General features: G+C 42.0%; 14 protein-coding genes. 10 read left to right on the top strand and 4 right to left on the bottom strand.

Translation table 11 applies throughout. From position 1 onward, the window contains the following. Positions 1-3 precede the first annotated feature (3 nt). Positions 4-1,641, top strand: a complete 1,638-nt coding sequence (locus ABWU87_RS14455; protein WP_353331911.1) for an ABC-F family ATP-binding cassette domain-containing protein — start codon at positions 4-6, stop codon at positions 1,639-1,641. Positions 1,642-1,820: 179 nt separating this feature from the next. Continuing rightward, the gene (locus tag ABWU87_RS14450; protein ID WP_353331909.1) at positions 1,821-3,233 is read left to right on the top strand and encodes a DUF4434 domain-containing protein; all 1,413 of its coding nucleotides are present in this window, start codon (positions 1,821-1,823) and stop codon (positions 3,231-3,233) included. A gap of 66 nt (positions 3,234-3,299) precedes the next feature. Here ABWU87_RS14450 and ABWU87_RS14445 read toward each other — a convergent pair whose 3' ends face one another. Continuing rightward, the gene (locus tag ABWU87_RS14445; RefSeq protein ID WP_353334487.1) at positions 3,300-4,031 is read right to left on the bottom strand and encodes an SDR family NAD(P)-dependent oxidoreductase; all 732 of its coding nucleotides are present in this window, start codon (positions 4,029-4,031) and stop codon (positions 3,300-3,302) included. A 279-nt stretch (positions 4,032-4,310) separates the two neighbouring features. Then, entirely contained in the window at positions 4,311-5,696 is a 1,386-nt protein-coding gene (locus tag ABWU87_RS14440; protein ID WP_353331907.1) for a methyltransferase RsmF C-terminal domain-like protein, read from the bottom strand. 141 nt (positions 5,697-5,837) lie between these two features. Between ABWU87_RS14440 and ABWU87_RS14435 the strand changes: the two genes are divergently transcribed. From ABWU87_RS14435 to ABWU87_RS14420, 4 genes are all read left to right on the top strand, one after another. Continuing rightward, a complete protein-coding gene (locus ABWU87_RS14435; protein WP_353331905.1) occupies positions 5,838-6,554 on the top strand; it encodes a DUF6249 domain-containing protein in 717 nt (238 codons plus the stop codon). Then, complete coding sequence (locus tag ABWU87_RS14430) at positions 6,551-7,096, top strand: RNA polymerase sigma factor (RefSeq protein WP_353331903.1); 546 nt, start codon at positions 6,551-6,553, stop codon at positions 7,094-7,096. The genes ABWU87_RS14435 and ABWU87_RS14430 overlap by 4 nt, the downstream gene beginning before the upstream one ends. Next, positions 7,083-7,412 carry a DUF5056 domain-containing protein gene (locus ABWU87_RS14425; RefSeq protein WP_353331901.1) on the top strand — a complete coding sequence of 110 codons (330 nt, stop codon included), beginning with the start codon at positions 7,083-7,085 and terminating at the stop codon, positions 7,410-7,412. The genes ABWU87_RS14430 and ABWU87_RS14425 overlap by 14 nt, the downstream gene beginning before the upstream one ends. A 227-nt stretch (positions 7,413-7,639) precedes the next feature. Continuing rightward, the gene (locus ABWU87_RS14420; protein ID WP_353331899.1) at positions 7,640-8,269 is read left to right on the top strand and encodes an AAA family ATPase; all 630 of its coding nucleotides are present in this window, start codon (positions 7,640-7,642) and stop codon (positions 8,267-8,269) included. 158 nt (positions 8,270-8,427) lie between these two features. Here ABWU87_RS14420 and ABWU87_RS14415 read toward each other — a convergent pair whose 3' ends face one another. Then, the gene (locus tag ABWU87_RS14415) at positions 8,428-10,107 is read right to left on the bottom strand and encodes a putative transporter (RefSeq protein ID WP_353331898.1); all 1,680 of its coding nucleotides are present in this window, start codon (positions 10,105-10,107) and stop codon (positions 8,428-8,430) included. Positions 10,108-10,346: 239 nt separating this feature from the next. On the opposite strand from ABWU87_RS14415, the gene mutA reads away from it, so the two are divergent. Both mutA and scpA read left to right on the top strand, forming a co-directional pair. Further along, entirely contained in the window at positions 10,347-12,245 is a 1,899-nt protein-coding gene (mutA, locus tag ABWU87_RS14410; protein ID WP_353331896.1) for a methylmalonyl-CoA mutase small subunit, read from the top strand. Between the two features lie 7 nt (positions 12,246-12,252). Then, positions 12,253-14,403 (top strand): methylmalonyl-CoA mutase, encoded by a 2,151-nt coding sequence (gene scpA / locus ABWU87_RS14405; protein WP_353331894.1) that lies wholly within the window; start codon positions 12,253-12,255, stop codon positions 14,401-14,403. A 383-nt stretch (positions 14,404-14,786) separates the two neighbouring features. Here the strand turns inward: scpA and ABWU87_RS14400 are convergent, their stop codons facing one another. Continuing rightward, positions 14,787-16,016 carry an ROK family protein gene (locus ABWU87_RS14400; protein ID WP_353331892.1) on the bottom strand — a complete coding sequence of 410 codons (1,230 nt, stop codon included), beginning with the start codon at positions 16,014-16,016 and terminating at the stop codon, positions 14,787-14,789. Between the two features lie 181 nt (positions 16,017-16,197). On the opposite strand from ABWU87_RS14400, the gene ABWU87_RS14395 reads away from it, so the two are divergent. Together ABWU87_RS14395 and ABWU87_RS14390 are read left to right on the top strand one after the other, a co-directional pair. Next, on the top strand, positions 16,198-18,213 hold the full coding sequence (locus ABWU87_RS14395) for a DNA topoisomerase 3 (RefSeq protein WP_353331890.1): 2,016 nt from the start codon (positions 16,198-16,200) through the stop codon (positions 18,211-18,213). A gap of 105 nt (positions 18,214-18,318) precedes the next feature. Then, positions 18,319-20,301 (top strand): OmpA family protein, encoded by a 1,983-nt coding sequence (locus ABWU87_RS14390; protein WP_353331888.1) that lies wholly within the window; start codon positions 18,319-18,321, stop codon positions 20,299-20,301. The last annotated feature ends 61 nt before the right edge of the window (positions 20,302-20,362 follow it).

Here is a 20,362-nt window from a genome sequence, read left to right as displayed (position 1 = left end):
AGAATGATTTCAGTAGACGGATTAACAGTTGAGTTCGGGGGGAGCACCCTTTTCAGTGATATTTCTTTTGTGATAAATGAGAAAGACCGTATTGCCCTGATGGGGAAAAACGGTGCAGGCAAAAGTACTTTATTGAAGATACTTGCCGGAGTACGCCAACCTACCCGGGGGAAAATATCAGCCCCGAAGGATAGCGTGATAGCTTACCTGCCTCAGCACTTGATGACGGAAGACGGGCGCACTGTTTTTGAAGAGACAGCGCAGGCTTTTGCACACCTTCATGAAATGGAGGCTGAAATTGAAAGGCTGAACAAAGAGCTGGAAACCAGAACGGACTACGAAAGCGACAGCTACATGGAACTTATTGAGCATGTGTCTGCCATCAGCGAAAAATATTATGCCATTGACGCCACCAATTATGAGGCGGATGTGGAAAAAGCATTACTGGGTCTGGGATTTATGCGTGAAGACTTCGACCGACAGACAAGCGACTTTAGCGGTGGATGGCGTATGCGCATCGAGCTGGCTAAACTGCTACTGCAAAAACCGGATGTGCTCTTACTGGATGAGCCAACCAATCACCTCGACATTGAGTCAATTCAATGGTTGGAAGATTTTCTTATCAACAGCGCCAAAGCGGTAATCCTGATCAGTCACGACCGCAAATTCGTCGACAACATTACCACCCGTACCATCGAGGTAACCATGGGGCGCATTTACGACTATAAAGTAAACTACTCTAAATACTTGCAACTCCGTCAGGAAAGACGTGAACAACAACAGAAAGCATTCGAGGAACAACAAAAGATGATTGCTGAGAATCAGGAATTCATCGAACGTTTCAAAGGTACTTATTCAAAAACCAACCAGGTGCAGAGCCGCGTAAAGATGTTGGAAAAGCTGGAGATTCTGGAAGTGGACGAGGAAGACACCTCTGCGTTACGATTGAAATTCCCTCCTTCTCCCCGTTCGGGAAACTATCCTGTTGTTATGGAGGGTGTAGGTAAAACCTATGAAGAAAAGCTGATATTCAGCAACGCCAACCTCACCATTGAACGTGGTGATAAGGTGGCTTTCGTAGGGAAGAACGGTGAAGGTAAGTCAACCCTTGTGAAATGTATCATGAAGGAGATTGAACATACCGGAACACTGACGCTGGGACACAATGTTCAAATTGGATATTTCGCACAAAACCAGGCATCACTCTTAGATGAGAATCTGACTGTCTTCCAGACTATTGACGATGTGGCTGTGGGGGATATCCGCAACAAGATACGCGACCTGCTGGGGGCATTTATGTTTGGCGGCGAAGAGTCGACAAAGAAAGTAAAGGTGCTTTCGGGAGGAGAACGCACCCGACTGGCGATGATTAAGTTACTGTTGGAACCGGTTAACTTACTGATTCTCGATGAGCCAACCAACCACTTAGACCTGAAAACAAAAGATATCCTGAAATCGGCACTGAAAGATTTCGACGGAACACTTATCGTGGTATCGCACGACCGTGACTTCCTGGACGGATTAGTGACCAAGGTGTATGAATTCGGTAACAAGAAGGTTACAGAACATCTGTGCGGCATTTACGAGTTCCTCGAAAAGAAAAAGATGGATTCGCTAGCCGAACTGGAACGGAAGAAATAAATAGAGAAGGATAACCTTATCAGGTGATGATGGAAAAGTGATGCTCAAAACAGGTTTAATTCTATTTTTATCAATTAGTTATACCTGATATTCAGAATATTATTCTATTTTTGCTTTTATGATATACTCTCGTTAGGTGAATGATTATTTATCGTTCAGCGAGTGGTGATATTATAAAGATGAAAAATACAGATTGTTACATATTCCGACTCAGAAGGAAAAGGCTCTACGGGTATTTAGTCTGCTTAAGTGTCATAATCGTAATTTGTTTAAATTGCGTTACTGCTATTTCCTGTTCCTCTCCGATTGATCAAAAAAGCAATCCTCCCATAAATGATTCGATTAACAAACCTATTACAGGAACTCCGATCATTGATGGTACATTTATTCCTTTCTACTTAGTTCCCGATTGGGATGACAGTCGCTGGGAACTGGAATTGGCCAATCTTAAAAAACTTGGCATGCATTATCTGATTCTCTCGCCAACTGTTTTCACTGATAAAAACAATGCAACTCATACAATCTATCCTAGCAAGAATGGTACACCGTATTATCCTAACAAAGATGTCGTTGAGAGTTGTTTAAGGAATGCATCAAAGTTCGGATTTAAAGTTTTCGTGGGATTAAATTCCAATGAAAAATGGTGGTCATGGTGGACGACTGATTCAGAGGGCTGGTTATATACACAAATGGAATTTGGCAATAGGATTGCCGAGGAATTGGTAGGGAAATATAAAAGTCGTTACCCGGAAACAATGTATGGATGGTATTGGGACTGGGAAGTTGATAATCTGAATTATACAACTAACAGCCTTCAGCAAACATTGATCAATGCATTAAATCTAAATATCGATTATTTGAATAACCTGACTCCTGGAATGCCGATTATATTCTCTCCTTTCATGAATTACAGAGTAGGCGACAATGCCTATAATTACGGGAAAATGTGGGAGAAAATATTTGCCGGGGTTCATTTCCGTAGAGGGGACATTTTCAGTCCTCAGGATTGCATAGGCGCCGGTGGGTTAACCTTTGAAAATGCCAGTGAGTGGTTTAGCCAGCTAGCTGAAGCAGTAAAAGCCAAACCGGGATTATTATTTTGGTCAAATGCCGAAAATTTTGATCAACGTTTCTGGACGTCAGCTACCCTGGATCGTTTTACCAAACAGCTTCAGGTTGTCAAGCCTTATGTAAGCAATTATATCTCTTTTACATACAGCTATTATTATAGTCCTTACAAGGTGAATAAATATTTTGATGAAGCGTATTCGTACTATGTTGTCAATGGCCATCTACCCCAACTATCAAATCCTGATCCAGTAGAAAATCTCATTCTACGAACGACTGATTCCAATAAAATAAGCATCAGTTGGAATCCTCCCTCCGATAAAAGTAATTTAGTTGGTTTTCAGGTTTTCAGAAATGGGACGTTAATTGCCAATTATCAGTATAGCATAGACTACTCTTGCCAGACAACCTATACAGAAAACGAAAATTTAAGTGCAGGTAGTTACCAATACAGTGTGTGCTCTTATAACTCAATCAATGGATGTTCTTCAGAACGCAGCGTTCAATACACTAAAAAACCCTGATCATTAGTCAGGAGGAGCAAAAAAAACGGTTTTTGATCCCTTATTTTTAGCTTATTTGCAGGCCGACTAAATATAAATCATCTTCTTGGTCATGCCGCCATCAATCACCATATTCTGTCCGTTGATGAAATTGTTATCCGGGTCACACAGAAAGAGGCAGGCCCGGGCAATATCCTCAGGAGTACCCACCCTACCGGAAGGATGTTGGTCATGGTCGGCTACGGTAAGCGAATCATAATCTTTAGTTTCAATCCATCCCGGACTGATGCAATTCACAGTAATGTGCAATTTAGAGAGTGAAACTGTCAAGGCATGCGTTAACGAAACAATGCCTCCTTTCGAAGCGGCATAGCCTTCGCTACCAGGCTCGCTCATCAGATAGCGGGTGGAGGCGATGTTGATAATTCGCCCGTAGTGTGGCAAAGTGGTCATCTTAGTACGATGCATGGCCAATAATCGGGAAGTGATAAAAACCGGTCGAAGGTTGGTGGCAAGAATCCGGTCGAACTGTTGCACCGCAGTTTCAGTCAATGGAGAAAACTCACTAATTCCTACATTATTAATAAGAATGTCAATATCTCCCCACCCTATCAACAGCTCGGACATGACACCCGACAGGGCAAGCTCACTGGTCACATCCGCCTTCAGAAAGATACTGTTTTCCGACAACAGAAAGGATGAGTCGGGTTCCTGAATATCACAAAAGGCAACGGTTGCTCCGGCAGCAACAAAAGCCTCAACTATTCCCCTTCCGATTCCTTGTGAACCTCCGGTAACAAATACCCTTTTGCCAGTCATTGTTTTCATAAATACTTTTCGAATTTGGGTGGTAATACATCGCTTTAATATTCATCGTTACCAAAAATAACAAATAAATCGGGAAAAGGATTGCTTGCAAAAGCGTACCTTTTCAAAAAACATTTTTTCAATTGAATTTCTTTAGGTCGTAAAACTCTGACATTGCAGCTTACCCTTCTCCAAAAAGAATATTTTATAATATCGAGAAAATAAATTAGCCCGATTTTAAAATAGGTTTCTGGTTCACAATCCGAAAAAACCAGGGAAACAAGGGGCTTGTCAGAGACAACGCACCTCTTCGGGTAAATATCCACTGCGGATTCTCCATTCCTGCGGATAGAGATTGTTCGCCCGGTTGCCGATATTCTTCACAAAGCCCAGCGGTATTGATTTGTAAGTCAACAATAAATAGCCTTTGGGAGCCGAAGCATCAAGCACAATCGCCTCTTTCCGTAAATAGGCGATAGCATGTTCATAAGTCAGTTCATAAGTTGGAAAAGCATCCATGTTCAGCTCGTTGCTCATGGCCAGTGAATGGTCAGGAATGAGGTCCTTGCCTTTCATCTCTCCCAATGTAATGCCGGTATGCACCACCCGCATTTGCTGTTTTAATTGAGCAACCAATCCCGAGAAAGTGATATTACAAGCGGTAACCACATCGCCTTTACGTTCCAGTTCAAACCATTCGGGGTGCAGCAACCACTCTTTTGCCTGAGGGGGAATTTCTGGTAGTTTCTCCTTTTTGCTCTTTTTATTATTTTTGGAGCGACCAGGTATCACCTCTTCCCCACCTGTTTTACGTAATGCCGCCAGGAAGAATCCTTCTCCTTTTGTTTTATGCGGAAGAAAACGGTATACCGGAGTCTGTCCACCGGCCAAATTTCCGGTTACGCCCCATTCGGAAGGGACCTCAATAGAGAGCGACTCAGCACCTAGTTCTGACTTTATCCATTCGATATTCTCTTCATCTTCTGAAAGGTTATAGGTACAAGTGCTATATATTAGCACACCGCCGGTTTTAAGGCTGGGCCAGATATCGGCAATGATGCGTCGCTGTCGTTGGTAGCAGATATTCACATTCTCGGGACTCCATTCGTTGATGGCTCCCGAATCTTTTCGGAACATCCCTTCGCCGGAGCAAGGAACGTCGGTCAGAATCAGGTCGAAGAGCAATCCTTTTTCTGAAAAATCGGCCGGGTCGTTATTAGTAACAGCAACATCTGGGTGCCCCCATTTTATGATATTCTCAGCCAAAATTTGCGAGCGATTTCGTATCACCTCATTAGCCACCAGGAAACTTTCTTCTGGAAGCAAGCTACGAAGATGGGTGGATTTACCGCCCGGAGCTGCACATAAATCAAGAGCAACCACGGGTTCTGTGATATAATTCCGAAGCACCTGTTCCACAAACATCGAAGAAGCTTCCTGCACATAATAACATCCGGCATGAAAAAGAGGATCGAATGTGAAGGTAGGTCGCTGCTCCAGATAATATCCCGCAGAACACCAGGGCACATGGTTTTCTTGCTGAACCGGGAAAGGTTTGGTTTCGTTCACACGAATGCTTACGGGAGTCTCTTCTTGCAAAGAAGCTGAAAGCCGTTCATATTCATCATCACCTAAAAGTGCTTTTGTCTGATTTATAAAAGGAAACGGTAAATCCATCTGATTAAAAAATTTAGGCTGCAAATATAGTAATTCTCACTTTTTTTGAAGGAAAATAAAAAATAATTCGTCTATTTGCAACTTTAAATAAATTCCATCCGTCTAACAATTGAAGCGTTAAACAACTAAAACTGAATGAATATGAAACAACTTATGACTGTATTCGTGATGATGCTATTTATGAGTATCACCGTGATGGGACAAACCTCAACCCAGAAAGCAAAAGAGGCCAATAAGCAGACAGCAACAACTACCGTAACGGTAAGCACTGCGGCTGCAGATTCAGCAAGTACCGATTCTGTTGCAAACAAGGATGAAGATACCTTTAAGTCATTGAAAGGCGGCGAATTTGAATCAAAAGGAGAACACTTTGACTTTCCGTTTGGCAAAGACTCGTCCATAGTCCCGATTATTGCTATAATTGCAGTTTTCGGAATGCCTGTATTAATCGTTTTAATCGTTTCGATTGTTAATTATAAAAACAGAAAAGCGCAGTACAAGTTGGCGGAAAAAGCGCTCGAAAACGGGAAAGACATACCCGAAGGACTTTTCTCTAAAACTAAAGAGACAGATATCAGGTCGAAAGGAATAAAGAACATCTTTGTGGGAATCGGATTGGGAATCTTCCTCTGGGCTCTGACAGGTGAATTTGGATTGGGATGCATCGGCTTTATGATTATGTTCTTCGGAATAGGACAATGGCTGATAGCTCAATCTAACAAGAAAGATGGAAAAGAAAGGCCTTTCACCGACATGCATAATGACAATAGAGCCGGAGAAAGCAGCACCAGAATGGGAGAAAACGAACCCGCCAGCAAGGAGACAGATTTATCCGGGCAAATGTCAGATAAAGAATGAGCCAACTCAATGACATATCGTTAGTCGCACAGGTCGTGGTATTTAAAAACACCAGGGCCTTCGACCAGTTGGTAAAGAAATACCAGTCGGCTATCCGGCGGTTCTTTCTTCACCAGACACTGGGCGACAGCGAATTGAGTGACGACCTGGCACAGGAAACATTTATAAAGGCATATACCAATATATCCACTTTTAAAAACCTGTCGAATTTCTCTACCTGGCTCTACCGTATTGCATATAATGTGTTTTATGATTATATTCGCAGCCGGAAAGAGACCACAGAGATTGATGCGCGTGAGGTGGATGCAATACACTGTACCGAACAGGAAAATGTAGGGCAAAAGATGGATGTTTATCAGTCGCTCAAGACGCTCAAAGAAGTGGAACGAACCTGCGTCACCTTATTTTACATGGAAGATGTAAGCATTGATAAGATTGCAGGAATTGTAGGGTGCCCCGCCGGAACGGTGAAATCTCATCTTTCAAGGGGAAAAGAAAAATTAGCTATTTACCTAAAACAAAACGGATATGAAGGAAATTGATGACAAAGTTTTAGCAGATTTCTTCCAAAAAGAGAAGAAAGAAATTGCAGATAATGGCTTCTCCCGTCGTGTGATGAACAGTCTGCCAGACCGTGAAAAGAGGCTCTCGAATATCTGGGCAATGTTTTGCACCGCCATCGGAATCATTCTATTCTTCCTTTTCAACGGATTGGATGCCATCCTTAATATCCTGCGCGAGGCGTTTGACGGAGCCATGGAAAAAGGACTTGCCAATATCGACATCAAGTCTTTGGCAATTGCCGCAGTTGTGCTCATCGCATTAGGAATAAGAAAAGTTGCAACGCTAAGCGAATAATAGATAATCTCTTCTTTTTTGAGATTAAAGGTTTATAAGTCCGGACTGTTAAGCAAACAGGTATTGCTAAACAGTCCGGACTTATTATTTACCGGGATGGATATAGCATTAATCTCTATGCCGGTGGATAACAGCCATGCAAAATACATCAGCATCCAATTTTTTCTGAAGATAAACACCTTGGAAAGATATAATTATTATATTTGCTGTAACCAAATTACAGAAGTATGAACAACAATTATGTAATTAATATAGGAAGGCAGCTGGGAAGCGGCGGTCGGGAAATAGGTGCCAAACTTGCTGAATTACTGGATATATCCTATTTTGACAAGGAACTTATCAACATAGCCTCGAGGGAAAGTGGCCTTTGCGAGGAGTTCTTTGAGAAAGCAGACGAGAAAACAACCCAGAGTTTTGTGGGAAGGATTTTCGGCATCCGTTCACCCTTTATCAACGATGGTACGATTCCTTACGATAACTGCCTGAGTAATGACGCATTATTTAAAATACAAAGCGATGTGATACGTAAACTGGCAGACGAGAAATCGTGTCTGTTCGTGGGCCGATGTGCAGATTATATATTAAGGGAGAATCCCCGATGTGTAAACGTATTTATCTGCTCTTCTATGGAGGATCGCATCAAGCGTCTTTGCATTAAGTTGAATATCAACCCGGATGAAGCGGAGGAATTGATAGAAAAAACCGATCGGAAAAGAGCATCCTATTATAACTATTACAGCTACAAGGAATGGGGAGCAGCTTCTACCTACCACCTATGTATTGATTCGTCGGCCCTAGGTATTTATGGTACGGTGGAGTTTCTAAAGCTCTTTGTGGAAAAGAAACTAAGATTATAAAGAAAGGTTGCGCTAAAAACATTAAAAAGAGGCTGTCTGGAAAGCAATCTTTACTCTTTGAGAATTGAAGGTTACAGAGGGAGAATTAAAGATAAAGACATAAAAAAACAGCGTTCACCTGGTTTAGGTGAACGCTGTTTTTTATTGAGAGTTTGTTTTTACATAAACATCAGGATAATGAGCTGTGCGGACAACACGCGCAGGAACATTACCAGTGGATAAACAGTTGAATACCCAACACCCGGTGCATCACTACCGGTTACCTGAGATGAGTATGCCAATGCCGGTGGGTCGGTATTACTACCGGCAATAAGCCCCATCAACATGAAATAGTTAATTTTGAAATATTTACGGCCTACAATACCTACAATAATCAATGGGATAAATGTGATGAGGAATCCGCATCCTACCCACAACAGGCCATCACCTTCGACAACAGTCTTGAAGAATTCGCCTCCGGCACCAATTCCCACACTTGCAAGGAAAAGAGTAATACCAATTTCGCGCATCATCAGGTTGGCACTTTGAGTAGTATAGGTTACCAAATTGAATTTATAACCGAAACGTCCAATCAGGATTGAAACAACCAGCGGACCACCAGCCAGACCTAACTTCACCGGAGTAGGAATGCCGGGGAATGCAAAAGGAAGGCTTCCGAATAGGATACCGAAAAGGATACCGATAAAGATAGTAACGATATTAGGTTCGTTTAGACGTTTCATGGAGTTACCCATCACATCAGCCACACGCTGTACTGAATCTTCAGCACCTACAACTGTGACACGGTCACCTACCTGAAGCACCAAGTTGGGATTTGCAAACAGGTCAACACCAGAACGGTTTATGCGGGTTATATTTACGCCATACAGATTACGAAGTTTCAGTGAGCCCAGCTTTTTGCCATTCATTTCAGACTTCGTAACCAGCACACGTCTGGAAATCATTGGAGAATCCAGTTCTTCCCAGTTTACAAAAACCTCTTTTCCAATCAGGTTTATCACTGTTTCAGCATCACCCTCCGAGCAAACAACAAAAATCTGATTGCCTTCTTCCAGTATTGTATCAGGAGACGGAATGGTTACCTTATCATTTTTCAGAATTCGGGAAACAACAAAAGGGCATCCCGAAAGAGCCATCACCTCAGATATCTTTTTACCAAAAACACCTTGTTGGTCTACTTCAATATGCATCAGGCGAGGTTTGTTCTGATTATCATCGGCTGTAGAGTTCCATTCAGCCTCTTCTTTGGAGAAATCAATGCGGAATATGAAACGTATCAATATAATAGCTCCGATAATTCCGACAACGCCAAGCGGATAAGCAACTGCATATCCCAGCGCAATTTTGGGAACTTCATTGATGACACCCGACGACTGAAGCTGATTCAGAGCCTCTTGAGCCGCACCCAGTCCCGGTGTATTTGTTACTGCGCCCGAAAGAATACCAACAATCATAGGCAATTGTATCCTGCCGTTGAGAGCATAGTATAGTCCTAGTGCAACTGCAATGTTCAGAAAAACAATACAAGCAGCCAGCATGTTCATTCTCATGCCTCCTTTCTTGAATGAAGAGAAAAAAGAGGGTCCAACCTGCAGACCAATACAGAAAACAAATAAAATCAATCCGAAATCACGCATAAAATGCAACACCTCAGTATTTATAGTAAGTCCGAAATGGCCTACAAGAATACCTACGAATAATACAAATGTAACTCCCAGCGAAATTCCGAAAAATTTAATCTTCCCTAACAAAACCCCAGCAGCAATCACAAAGGCATAAAGCGCCACTATATGTGCGACCGAGTTGGGATCTGTCAGCAATGTTTGCAACCAATTCATAGTGTTTAATTTATCATTTTTTAAAATTCGCGCAAAGGTAGTTATTCTATTTTTGCATATCAAGCATATATTTAATACTTTTCTATAAAAATACTAAAATACGACCTTTAAAATTCTAACCTTCGAAATTTCCTTTAAAAATGAGTTCTATTATCAGTAATTAAGTATCTTTGCACTTTAGATTTTGACAATTTGAATTATAATACATTTTTCAATCTTGTAAATTAAAATAATAAACTATGGCAGATAGTAAAGAAAAACTCTTTTCGGACTTTTCCCCGGTGAGCACCAGCCAGTGGATGGAAAAAGTAACAGCCGACCTTAAGGGAGCTGATTTCGAAAAGAAGCTCGTTTGGAAGACAAACGAAGGATTTAAAGTTAAACCATTCTACCGAATGGAAGATCTGGAAGGTCTGAAAACAACCGACAGCTTGCCGGGCGAGTTTCCTTACCTTCGGGGAACAAAGAAAGACAATGTATGGTTGGTTCGTCAGAACATTCAGGTAGAATGTCCGAAAGAAGCCAACACTAAAGCACTCGACATCCTGAACAAAGGAGTTGATTCACTCGGATTCAGCATCAAAGGAAAAGATGTAAACGCTGAGCTTATCGACACTTTGCTTAATGGAATTTGTGCTGATTGTGTAGAATTGAACTTCTCTACTTGCCAGAATCATGTAGTAGAACTTGCTAAATTACTGGTTGCATATTTCGAAAAAAAGAATTACGATGTAACTAAGTTGCAAGGTTCTATCAATCACGATTATTTCAATAAGATGCTGACTAAAGGCAAAGAAAAAGAGAACTTTGCACAAACAGTAAAAGATTTGGTTGATGCAATCAAACCTCTGCCATTCTACAGAGTCATCGCCGTAAATGCCTTGACACTCAATAATGCCGGAGCTTATATTTCTCAGGAACTGGGATATGCACTTGCCTGGGGAAATGAATATCTAAATATGCTGGTTGAAGCCGGAGTTCCGGCAAACCTGGCTGCGAAGAAGATTAAATTCAACTTCGGTATCAGCTCAAACTACTTCATGGAAATAGCAAAATTCCGCGCAGCTCGTATGCTATGGGCAAATATCGTTAGCGAATATAGCCCTATATGCAACAGAGACTGTCCTAATAAAGCTGAAGATGAAGAATGTCGCTGCGCTGCTAAAATGAAAATACATGCGGAAACTTCTACGTTCAACCTCACCATGTTTGATGCTCACGTAAATATGCTTCGTACTCAAACTGAAGCCATGAGTGCTGCTCTTGCAGGTGTTGACTCACTGACCGTAACTCCGTTTGATAAAGCATATCAGACTCCGGACGAATTCTCGGAACGCATTGCCCGCAATCAACAACTATTGTTGAAAGAAGAATCAAATTTCGATAAAGTGGTTGACCCTTCAGCCGGTTCTTACTACATTGAAAATCTGACAGCTTCTATTGCTCAACAGGCTTGGAATATCTTCTTAAAGGTAGAAAACGAAGGTGGTTTCTATGCAGCTGTTAAGGCGGGAAGTGTACAGGCTGACATCAACCAGTCTGGCAAGGCAAGACTAGCAGCAGTATCAAGTCGTAAAGAAATTCTTTTAGGAACCAACCAATTCCCTAACTTCACTGAAAAAGCAGGTGAAAAGAGACCAGTGGAAAAGAAATGCTGCTGCAGTAGCTCTAACTCCTGCGAAGCAACTGTACCTGTTCTGAATCTGGACCGCGCAGCAAGCGAATTTGAAGCACTCCGCTTACAAACAGAAACTTCTGGTCGTCAGCCAAAGGCATTTATGTTGACCATCGGTAACCTGGCCATGCGTCAGGCAAGAGCTCAGTTCTCATGCAACTTCCTGGCTTGTGCCGGTTATGAAGTTATCGACAATCTGGGATTCGAAACTGTGGAAGAAGGAGTTGCAGCTGCCATGGAAGCTAAAGCCGATATCGTAGTTCTTTGCTCAAGTGATGATGAATATGCAGAATATGCTATTCCGGCATTTAAAGCGGTGAACAACCGTGCTATATTTATAGTTGCCGGTGCTCCGGCCTGCATGGACATGCTGAAAGAGAATGGAATTGAAAACTTCATTCACGTGCGTGTCAATGTATTGGATACCCTGAAAGAATATAATGCAAAACTAGGAATTAAGTAAAAACATCATGAGACCAGATTTTAAAAATATCGATATATATGCCGGATTCGAGCACACTGATGCCGCTGAATGGCAAAAGGCTAACAAGATTGAGGCCAACTGGAACACTCCGGAGCACATCAACGTGAAGCCTGTTTACACCAAAGAAGACCTGGAAGGAATGGAGCATCTTGAGTATGCTGCCGGTCTGCCTCCTTATCTTCGTGGTCCTTATTCTGTAATGTACACTCTTCGCCCTTGGACCATCCGTCAGTATGCCGGATTCTCAACAGCTGAAGAGTCAAACGCATTCTATCGCCGTAACCTGGCTTCCGGACAAAAAGGTTTGTCTGTTGCATTCGACCTTCCTACTCACCGCGGATACGACCCCGACCACGAACGTGTAGTGGGTGATGTGGGTAAAGCCGGTGTTTCCATCTGCTCACTGGAAAACATGAAAACATTGTTCGACGGAATTCCATTGAACAAGATGTCTGTTTCCATGACCATGAACGGTGCCGTTCTTCCTATCCTTGCATTCTATATCAATGCCGGGTTGGAACAGGGTGCTAAACTCGAAGAGATGGCAGGTACTATCCAGAACGATATCCTGAAAGAATTCATGGTGCGTAACACTTACATTTACCCACCTGCATTTTCCATGAAGATTATCTCTGATATCTTTGAATATACTTCCAAGAACATGCCTAAGTTCAATTCTATCTCTATCTCCGGATACCACATGCAGGAAGCAGGTGCTACCGCCGATATCGAATTGGCTTACACATTGGCCGATGGTTTGGAGTATCTCCGTGCCGGTGTTGCCGCAGGAATAGACATCGATGCCTTTGCACCTCGTCTTTCTTTCTTCTGGGCAATCGGAACAAACCACTTCATGGAAATTGCCAAGATGCGTGCAGCTCGTATGTTGTGGGCAAAGATTGTAAAACAGTTCAATCCGAAGAACCCAAAATCATTGGCACTTCGTACACACTGTCAAACTTCAGGTTGGTCGCTCACAGAGCAAGATCCGTTCAACAACGTGGGACGTACATGTATCGAAGCGATGGCTGCCGCACTGGGTCACACTCAGTCACTTCACACCAATGCGCTTGATGAAGCGATTGCTTTGCCAACCGACTTCTCTGCCCGTATTGCTCGTAACACACAGATCTATATACAGGAAGAGACTTACATCTGCAAGAACGTTGACCCATGGGGTGGTTCTTACTATGTAGAGAGCCTGACAAACGAACTGGCTCACAAAGCATGGGAACGCATTGAAGAGATCGAAAAGCTTGGCGGTATGGCCAAAGCTATCGAAACAGGTGTGCCTAAACTCCGTATCGAGGAAGCTGCTGCACGTGCTCAAGCTCGTATCGACTCCGGTTCTCAGACCATTGTAGGTGTGAACAAGTACCGTCTCGAGAAAGAGGCTCCAATTGATATTCTTGAAATTGACAACACAGCTGTTCGTCTGGATCAGATTGAACGTCTAAAGGAATTGAAAGAAGGTCGTGACGAAGCAAAAGTACAAGCTGCTCTAGAAGCCATCACCAAGTGTGTGGAAACCAAAGAAGGCAACTTGCTTGAACTGGCTGTTGAAGCTGCTCGTGTAAGGGCTACTCTGGGAGAAATCTCGGATGCTTGCGAAAAGATTGTAGGACGTTATAAAGCTGTAATTAGAACTATATCAGGCGTGTATTCATCAGAAAGTAAAAACGATTCAGACTTCCAACGTGCATGTGAACTTGCCGAGAAGTTTGCCAAGAAAGAGGGACGTCAACCTCGTATCATGATTGCTAAAATGGGTCAGGATGGTCACGACCGTGGTGCAAAAGTAGTTGCAACCGGTTATGCTGACTGTGGTTTCGACGTAGATATGGGACCATTGTTCCAGACTCCGGCAGAAGCTGCTCGTGATGCTGTTGAAAACGACGTTCACGTAGTGGGTGTTTCTTCACTGGCTGCCGGTCATAAGACTTTGATTCCTCAGATTATTGACGAATTGAAGAGACTGGGACGTGAAGATATCCTGGTAATTGCCGGTGGTGTTATCCCTGCACAGGATTACGACTTCCTGTATCAGGCTGGTGTTGCTGCCATCTTTGGTCCAGGTTCTCCGGTTGCGAAAGCTGCTTGCCAGATTCTTGAAATCTTGCTCGAAGAAGAAGATTAATCAAACTGATTACTCCATAAATAAAGGGGGATATTGCACTGTACCGGTGCAATATCCCCTCTTTGTTTTATTGAGTGTTTAAAAGAATGTATTCTTTATTCTATTATAATCTAAGCCTAACTCTATATTAAGCTCTATCTGAGTTATTTTTTCATCAAAACTGGAAGTCATATTTCCAATGAGGGCAAATCTCAATATATTCACTTTCATACATGATGCCTATTGAGAAATCTTATTCAAGAATATTGTGGATTGTATAAGGGTATTTAAACATAATTATTCAAACTCTTAGTACATAAAAAAGGTGCCTTTTGAGCACCTTACTTTTATATTCTGTAATCAGAAATGTTTCAACAGGCTGTTGAAACAACCTCGTTTTTTCATTAAAGCATATTGAAAAGTCTATCACGAAGGATGTAGCATCCACCTATAACACCAGCTCTGTCGCCCAGTTCTCCGATCTTGAATTTCATTTCCTGCAACACCAGATTCAACGAATACTTATGAAGAGCTGTTTCAAGAGGAAGTGTAAGATAGGATCCGCAATTTGCAAGTTCACCACCAAGAATAACCATTTCAGGATTGAAAATATTCAATAGTAAAGACATATAATGTCCCAGTTTTTCTCCGACCTCTTCAACAACCTCGATTGCCAGCAAATCTTCGTGCTTTGTTGCAGCATTGATAATATCATACATATTGATATCACTGATTATCTTCTGACTGGTTACAATTGTTGTAGATCCATCGGCAAGTTTTTCTTTGAAACGACGAACCAGCGCCTGACCAGAGATTTCAGTTTCAAGACATCCTTTCTTTCCACACTGGCAAAGTATCTGATTGTCAAGAACAGGACTGTGACCATATTCACCCGAAAAACCTGACATACCATAATAAAGCATACCATTAAGAATCATAGAAATACCAAAGCCCCAGTTCAGGTTAATGTAAATGACATCCTTAAACTCGGCACCGGCACCGGCACCAAAGCAGTATTCACCATATCCTACAGCACGACAGTCATTTTCGATAAAGGTTTTGATCCCAATTTTTTTCTCAATCAAACTGCTGAGTGGTTCTTTTTCGAAAGAGAAATAGCTGTCGCTATATCCTTTAGCTGAATTGATTCGACCGCATAATACAACACATGCACCAAGAATCTTTTCTTTATTAACGCCAGAGTCTTCAATAAAACTATTTATCATTTTACATAGAGTATCCAAAGACTCTTGTGTATTCTTCAAAACAAACTCTATACGGGTTGTTAATTCCAGGAATTCATTTTTAAAGTTTTGTAAACCGATACTGACACAATCACGTCTAACATCCACACCAAGAAAAAAAGCTGAATTGGGGTTGATGCAATAGATAGAAGGACGACGACCTCCTGCCGTATCTATTTTCCCTTTCTCGAAAGCGATACCTTCTTCAATAAGTTCAACCACTACTTTAGTAACGGTTGGAACACTGAATTCGGTTTCCTTGCAGATATCCGCAATTGTGGTTCCTTCCTCAAGCATAAGCTTTTGGATCACATTTTTTTTCAGACGAGCCATTTTTAATGCAGAAAGAGGCATGCCCTCCTGCGGATCAAATAATTTTGAAAGAGTCATATATATATTTTTCGAGATTTTAAATAATATTGATTTCCCAAAAATAATGCAATCCGCCCATTTTCTATTCTTATTAACTATATTTAACTACGTTTCACTGCTTTATTACATAAAAAAAAATACAATTTTGCGGGTCTCTGGCAAATTAATTACCTTTGCTAGCTTAAAAGAAAATTTAAATATGATAGTTTGCATTGCCGAAAAGCCAAGTGTAGCCAGGGATATTGCCGATATCCTTGGTGCAAAGAATAAAAAAGACGGATATATTGAAGGTAACGGATATCAGGTAACCTGGACATTCGGCCATTTATGCACACTAAAAGAACCTCATGAATATGCTCCGGAATGGAAAAGATGGAGCTTGGCAAATCTACCCATGATTCCTCCCCGATTTGGCATAAAAATAATAGAATCTCCCTCTATTGAGAAACAGTTTAAAACAATTGAACGACTGATTGCAAATGCCGACGAAATCATTAATTGTGGTGACGCGGGACAAGAAGGAGAACTCATTCAGCGTTGGGTAATGCAGAAAGCCGGCGCTAAATGTCCGGTTAAGAGGCTTTGGATATCTTCTCTGACAGAAGAGTCAATACGGGAAGGATTTGCTAAATTAAAGGACCAATCGGAATTTCAGCCACTGTACGAAGCCGGACTATCAAGAGCTATCGGAGATTGGACACTGGGAATGAATGCAACAAGGTTGTACACTCTTAAGTATGGACAAAACAGACAAGTCTTATCCATAGGAAGAGTGCAGACTCCCACCCTGGCATTGATAGTCAACCGTCAATTGGAAATTGAGAACTTTAAACCGGAACCTTATTGGGAGTTGAAAACCATTTATCGTGATACCACCTTCTCAGCAACGAAAGGAAAATTCACATCAAAAGAAGAAGGATACGAATTCCTTGAAAAAGTGAAATACTCGGATTTTACTATCACAGATGTTTCAGCAAAAAAAGGAGTAGAGTATGCTCCCCGCCTCTTCGACCTTACCTCTTTACAAGTGGAATGCAACAAAAAATTTGGTTACTCGGCAGATGAAACATTGAAGTTGATTCAATCATTATACGAAAAGAAGGTGACCACCTATCCTCGTGTGGATACAACTTTTCTAAGTGATGACATCTACCCCAAATGTCCGGCCATCCTGAAAGGAATCAAGGATTACGCCCCACTTACCGTATCTTTAGAAGGCAAGAAACTGGCAAAATCAAAAAAGGTTTTCGATAGTTCCAAGGTTACCGACCACCATGCTATTATACCTACCGGTGTACATCCGATGAACCTGACCGACATGGAGAAAAGGGTATTCGATTTGGTTGCCCGCCGCTTTATTGCCATCTTTTATCCGGATTGCAAGGTCTCCACAACCACTGTCCTAGGAGAAGTGGAAAAAATTGAATTTAAAGTAACTGGAAAACAGATTCTGGAACCGGGATGGAGAGTGGTTTTTGCTAAGGAACAGACCGAAGAAAAAGAGGACGATGAGCGTACATTGCCGGATTTTGTTAAAGGAGAAAGTGGACCTCATCAACCCGATTTGAATGAGAAATGGACACAACCTCCTAAGCCATACACAGAAGCTACTCTACTGAGAGCCATGGAAACAGCCGGAAAACTGGTGGACAATGACGAGCTTCGCGACGCATTGAAGGAAAACGGAATAGGCCGCCCTTCAACACGTGCAGCCATCATCGAAACCTTGTTTAAAAGGAACTACATCCGGAAAGAGAAGAAGAATCTGATAGCTACCCCCACAGGAGTGGAACTGATTCAGATCATTCACGAAGAATTGTTGAAATCGGCCGAGCTGACGGGTCTTTGGGAAAAGAAGTTAAGAGAAATAGAGAAGAAGAACTACGAAGCCAAAACATTTCTGGAAGAATTGAAACAGATGGTGACGGAGGTGGTGCACAATGTTCTGTCCGATAACTCGAACCGGCATATTACAATTCTGGATACAACAAAAGAAGAGAAGAACAAAAAAGAACCGAAAAAGCGCGAACGGAAAGCCACAGCACCCAAGCCGAAGAAAAAAGAGGAAAAGCCGACAGCTGAAAAGAACCCGGATGACATTATTGGTCAGCCCTGCCCGCTTTGTGGCAAAGGGATAATCATTAAGGGAAAAAGTGCATACGGTTGCTCTGAATGGAAAAATGGTTGCACATTCAGAAAAGGGTTTGAGGAATAAAGATATCGACGTCCAGGTTAGGTTGTTTACTTAGAATTAGCAGACTGTCAATCACAATAAACTAACCGAAATTTAGTTATTATAGAGTAGTTTATCATCAATATAATGAAACAATTATTCAACAAAACGACTCTTATCGGATTCCTGATTTTACTTCTGCACTCCTGTGGATGGGAAAACAGCATCAAAAAAGGTAACCAAAGTTATGCTTTGGGAGAATATTATGATGCTGCGAAATATTACAAGAAAGCTTATTCCAACATTCCATCCAAGGAAAGAAAGAAAAGAGGCGAAACTGCCTTTAAAATGGCTGAATGTTACCGGTTGATAAACTATTCTGTCCGTGCTAAAGGAGGATACATGAATGCAATCCGCTATAAATATCCCGATAGCATTGCCTATTTTTATCTTGCTGAATCGGAACGAAAAAGCGGAGATTATAAAAGTGCAATCAAAAATTACGAAACCTATCTTGTGCACAAAATAGGTAATAAACTGGCAGAGAACGGAATAAAATCGTGCACCCTTGCACCTGAATGGAAGAAGAATCCGACTCGTTATATTGTCAAGAAGTCAACAATATTCAACTCCAACCGTTGCGATTACTCTCCCATGTATGCCGGCAAAGAGACCGACCAGATCTATTTCACCTCTACTCGCGACAAGGCTAAAGGGAACAACCTAAACGGAATTACCGGCATGAAGAGTGCAGACGTTTTCATGTCGAGAAAAAATGAAAAAAAGGTGTGGCAACAGCCTGAACCATTAGAAACTGAAGTCAATTCTGAATTTGAAGACGGGGCATGCTGCTTTACGGCAGATGGAAAGACCATGTACTTTACACGATGCAGGTTTGACCAGAATCTGCCTGCCTATGCCGAAATATATGTTTCTCAACGAACCGGAGCAAACTGGGGTGCTCCGCAGAAATGTGTGATAACCAAAGACTCTCTTTCATCGTACGCTCACCCCGCCATTTCTCCCGATGGGCATTATCTCTACTTTACATCTGATATGCCAGGTGGATATGGTGGAAAAGATATATGGAGAGTACCGGTCTCAAATTCCGGATTCGGTGCGGTAGAGAATCTGGGAGAAGATATCAACACCCCCGGAGATGAGATGTTCCCAACATTCAAGGAAAATGGTGAACTTTACTTTTCGTCGGACGGGCATCCCGGCATGGGAGGTCTCGATTTATTTAGAGCATATCAGGATAATGAGGGAAAATGGAGTGTCGAGAACTTGAGATACCCGATGAATTCGGCAGGTGATGACTTTGGAATGACTTTCGAATCAGGCTTTCAGAAAGGGTTCTTCACTTCTAATCGAGGGGATGCCCGTGGATGGGACCATATATATACGTTCGAACTACCCGAACTGGTGCACACCGTAACCGGATGGGTCTACGATAAAGAGGGAGAGGCATTACCCGAGGCCATCGTTAGCATTGTGGGGAAAGATGGAACAAATATTAAGATCAGTGTAAAGGGAGACGGATCGTTTACCCAAAAAGTGGAACGAGGACAAAGCTATGTAATGCTTGCCAGTTGTCGCGGATACCTTAACTTCAAGCAGGAGCTGAAGACCGATACTATCAGCCAGAACAAAGAGTACGAACTAGACTTTCCACTGGCATCCATCACCCGCCCTGTACTTATAGAGAATATTTTCTACGAGTTTAATAAGGCTACATTGACTGAAGAATCGACAAAGGCGCTTAATGAACTTATCAAAATGTTAAATGATAACCCTAATGTCACTATTGAATTAAGTGCTCATTGCGACTATAAAGGCAGTGACGAATATAACCAACGTTTATCTCAGCGAAGAGCCGAGTCGGTTGTTGACTTCTTGATAAATGGAGGTATTGCGAAAGATAGGCTCACAGCTAAAGGATATGGTAAAGAGCAACCTAAAGTTATTAACAAACGCTTGGCGCAGAAGCTTACCTTCCTCAAAGAAGGTGATGTCTTAACTGAAGAGTTCATCCTCAAGCTAACCAAAGAACAACAAGAGATCTGCAATTCACTGAACAGACGCACTGAGTTCAAAGTTGTAAGAACCACTTATAATCTGTACAAATAGAAAATCTCACTTCCAGGTACGCTAACCCGGAAGTGAGATTATTGAAAGTATATAGTTTATT

The sequence above is a fragment of the Bacteroides sedimenti genome, from assembly GCF_040365225.1.
Lineage (GTDB): Bacteria > Bacteroidota > Bacteroidia > Bacteroidales > Bacteroidaceae > Bacteroides > Bacteroides sedimenti.
Note: the sequence above shows the minus strand (reverse complement) of the source record. Positions and strands in the feature narration are given on the sequence as shown.

Excerpts from the sequence above, each read along its gene's own strand:
- ABWU87_RS14450 (WP_353331909.1), top strand. The coding sequence starts at position 1,821 with ATGAAAAATACAGATTGTTACATATTCCGACTCAGAAGGAAAAGGCTC.
- ABWU87_RS14440 (WP_353331907.1), bottom strand. The coding sequence starts at position 5,696 with ATGGATTTACCGTTTCCTTTTATAAATCAGACAAAAGCACTTTTAGGT.
- ABWU87_RS14400 (WP_353331892.1), bottom strand. The coding sequence starts at position 16,016 with ATGACTCTTTCAAAATTATTTGATCCGCAGGAGGGCATGCCTCTTTCT.
- ABWU87_RS14435 (WP_353331905.1), top strand. The coding sequence starts at position 5,838 with ATGAAACAACTTATGACTGTATTCGTGATGATGCTATTTATGAGTATC.
- ABWU87_RS14420 (WP_353331899.1), top strand. The coding sequence starts at position 7,640 with ATGAACAACAATTATGTAATTAATATAGGAAGGCAGCTGGGAAGCGGC.
- ABWU87_RS14390 (WP_353331888.1), top strand. The coding sequence starts at position 18,319 with ATGAAACAATTATTCAACAAAACGACTCTTATCGGATTCCTGATTTTA.
- ABWU87_RS14430 (WP_353331903.1), top strand. The coding sequence starts at position 6,551 with ATGAGCCAACTCAATGACATATCGTTAGTCGCACAGGTCGTGGTATTT.
- ABWU87_RS14395 (WP_353331890.1), top strand. The coding sequence starts at position 16,198 with ATGATAGTTTGCATTGCCGAAAAGCCAAGTGTAGCCAGGGATATTGCC.
- ABWU87_RS14455 (WP_353331911.1), top strand. The coding sequence starts at position 4 with ATGATTTCAGTAGACGGATTAACAGTTGAGTTCGGGGGGAGCACCCTT.
- ABWU87_RS14445 (WP_353334487.1), bottom strand. The coding sequence starts at position 4,031 with ATGACTGGCAAAAGGGTATTTGTTACCGGAGGTTCACAAGGAATCGGA.
- ABWU87_RS14415 (WP_353331898.1), bottom strand. The coding sequence starts at position 10,107 with ATGAATTGGTTGCAAACATTGCTGACAGATCCCAACTCGGTCGCACAT.
- scpA (WP_353331894.1), top strand. The coding sequence starts at position 12,253 with ATGAGACCAGATTTTAAAAATATCGATATATATGCCGGATTCGAGCAC.
- mutA (WP_353331896.1), top strand. The coding sequence starts at position 10,347 with ATGGCAGATAGTAAAGAAAAACTCTTTTCGGACTTTTCCCCGGTGAGC.
- ABWU87_RS14425 (WP_353331901.1), top strand. The coding sequence starts at position 7,083 with ATGAAGGAAATTGATGACAAAGTTTTAGCAGATTTCTTCCAAAAAGAG.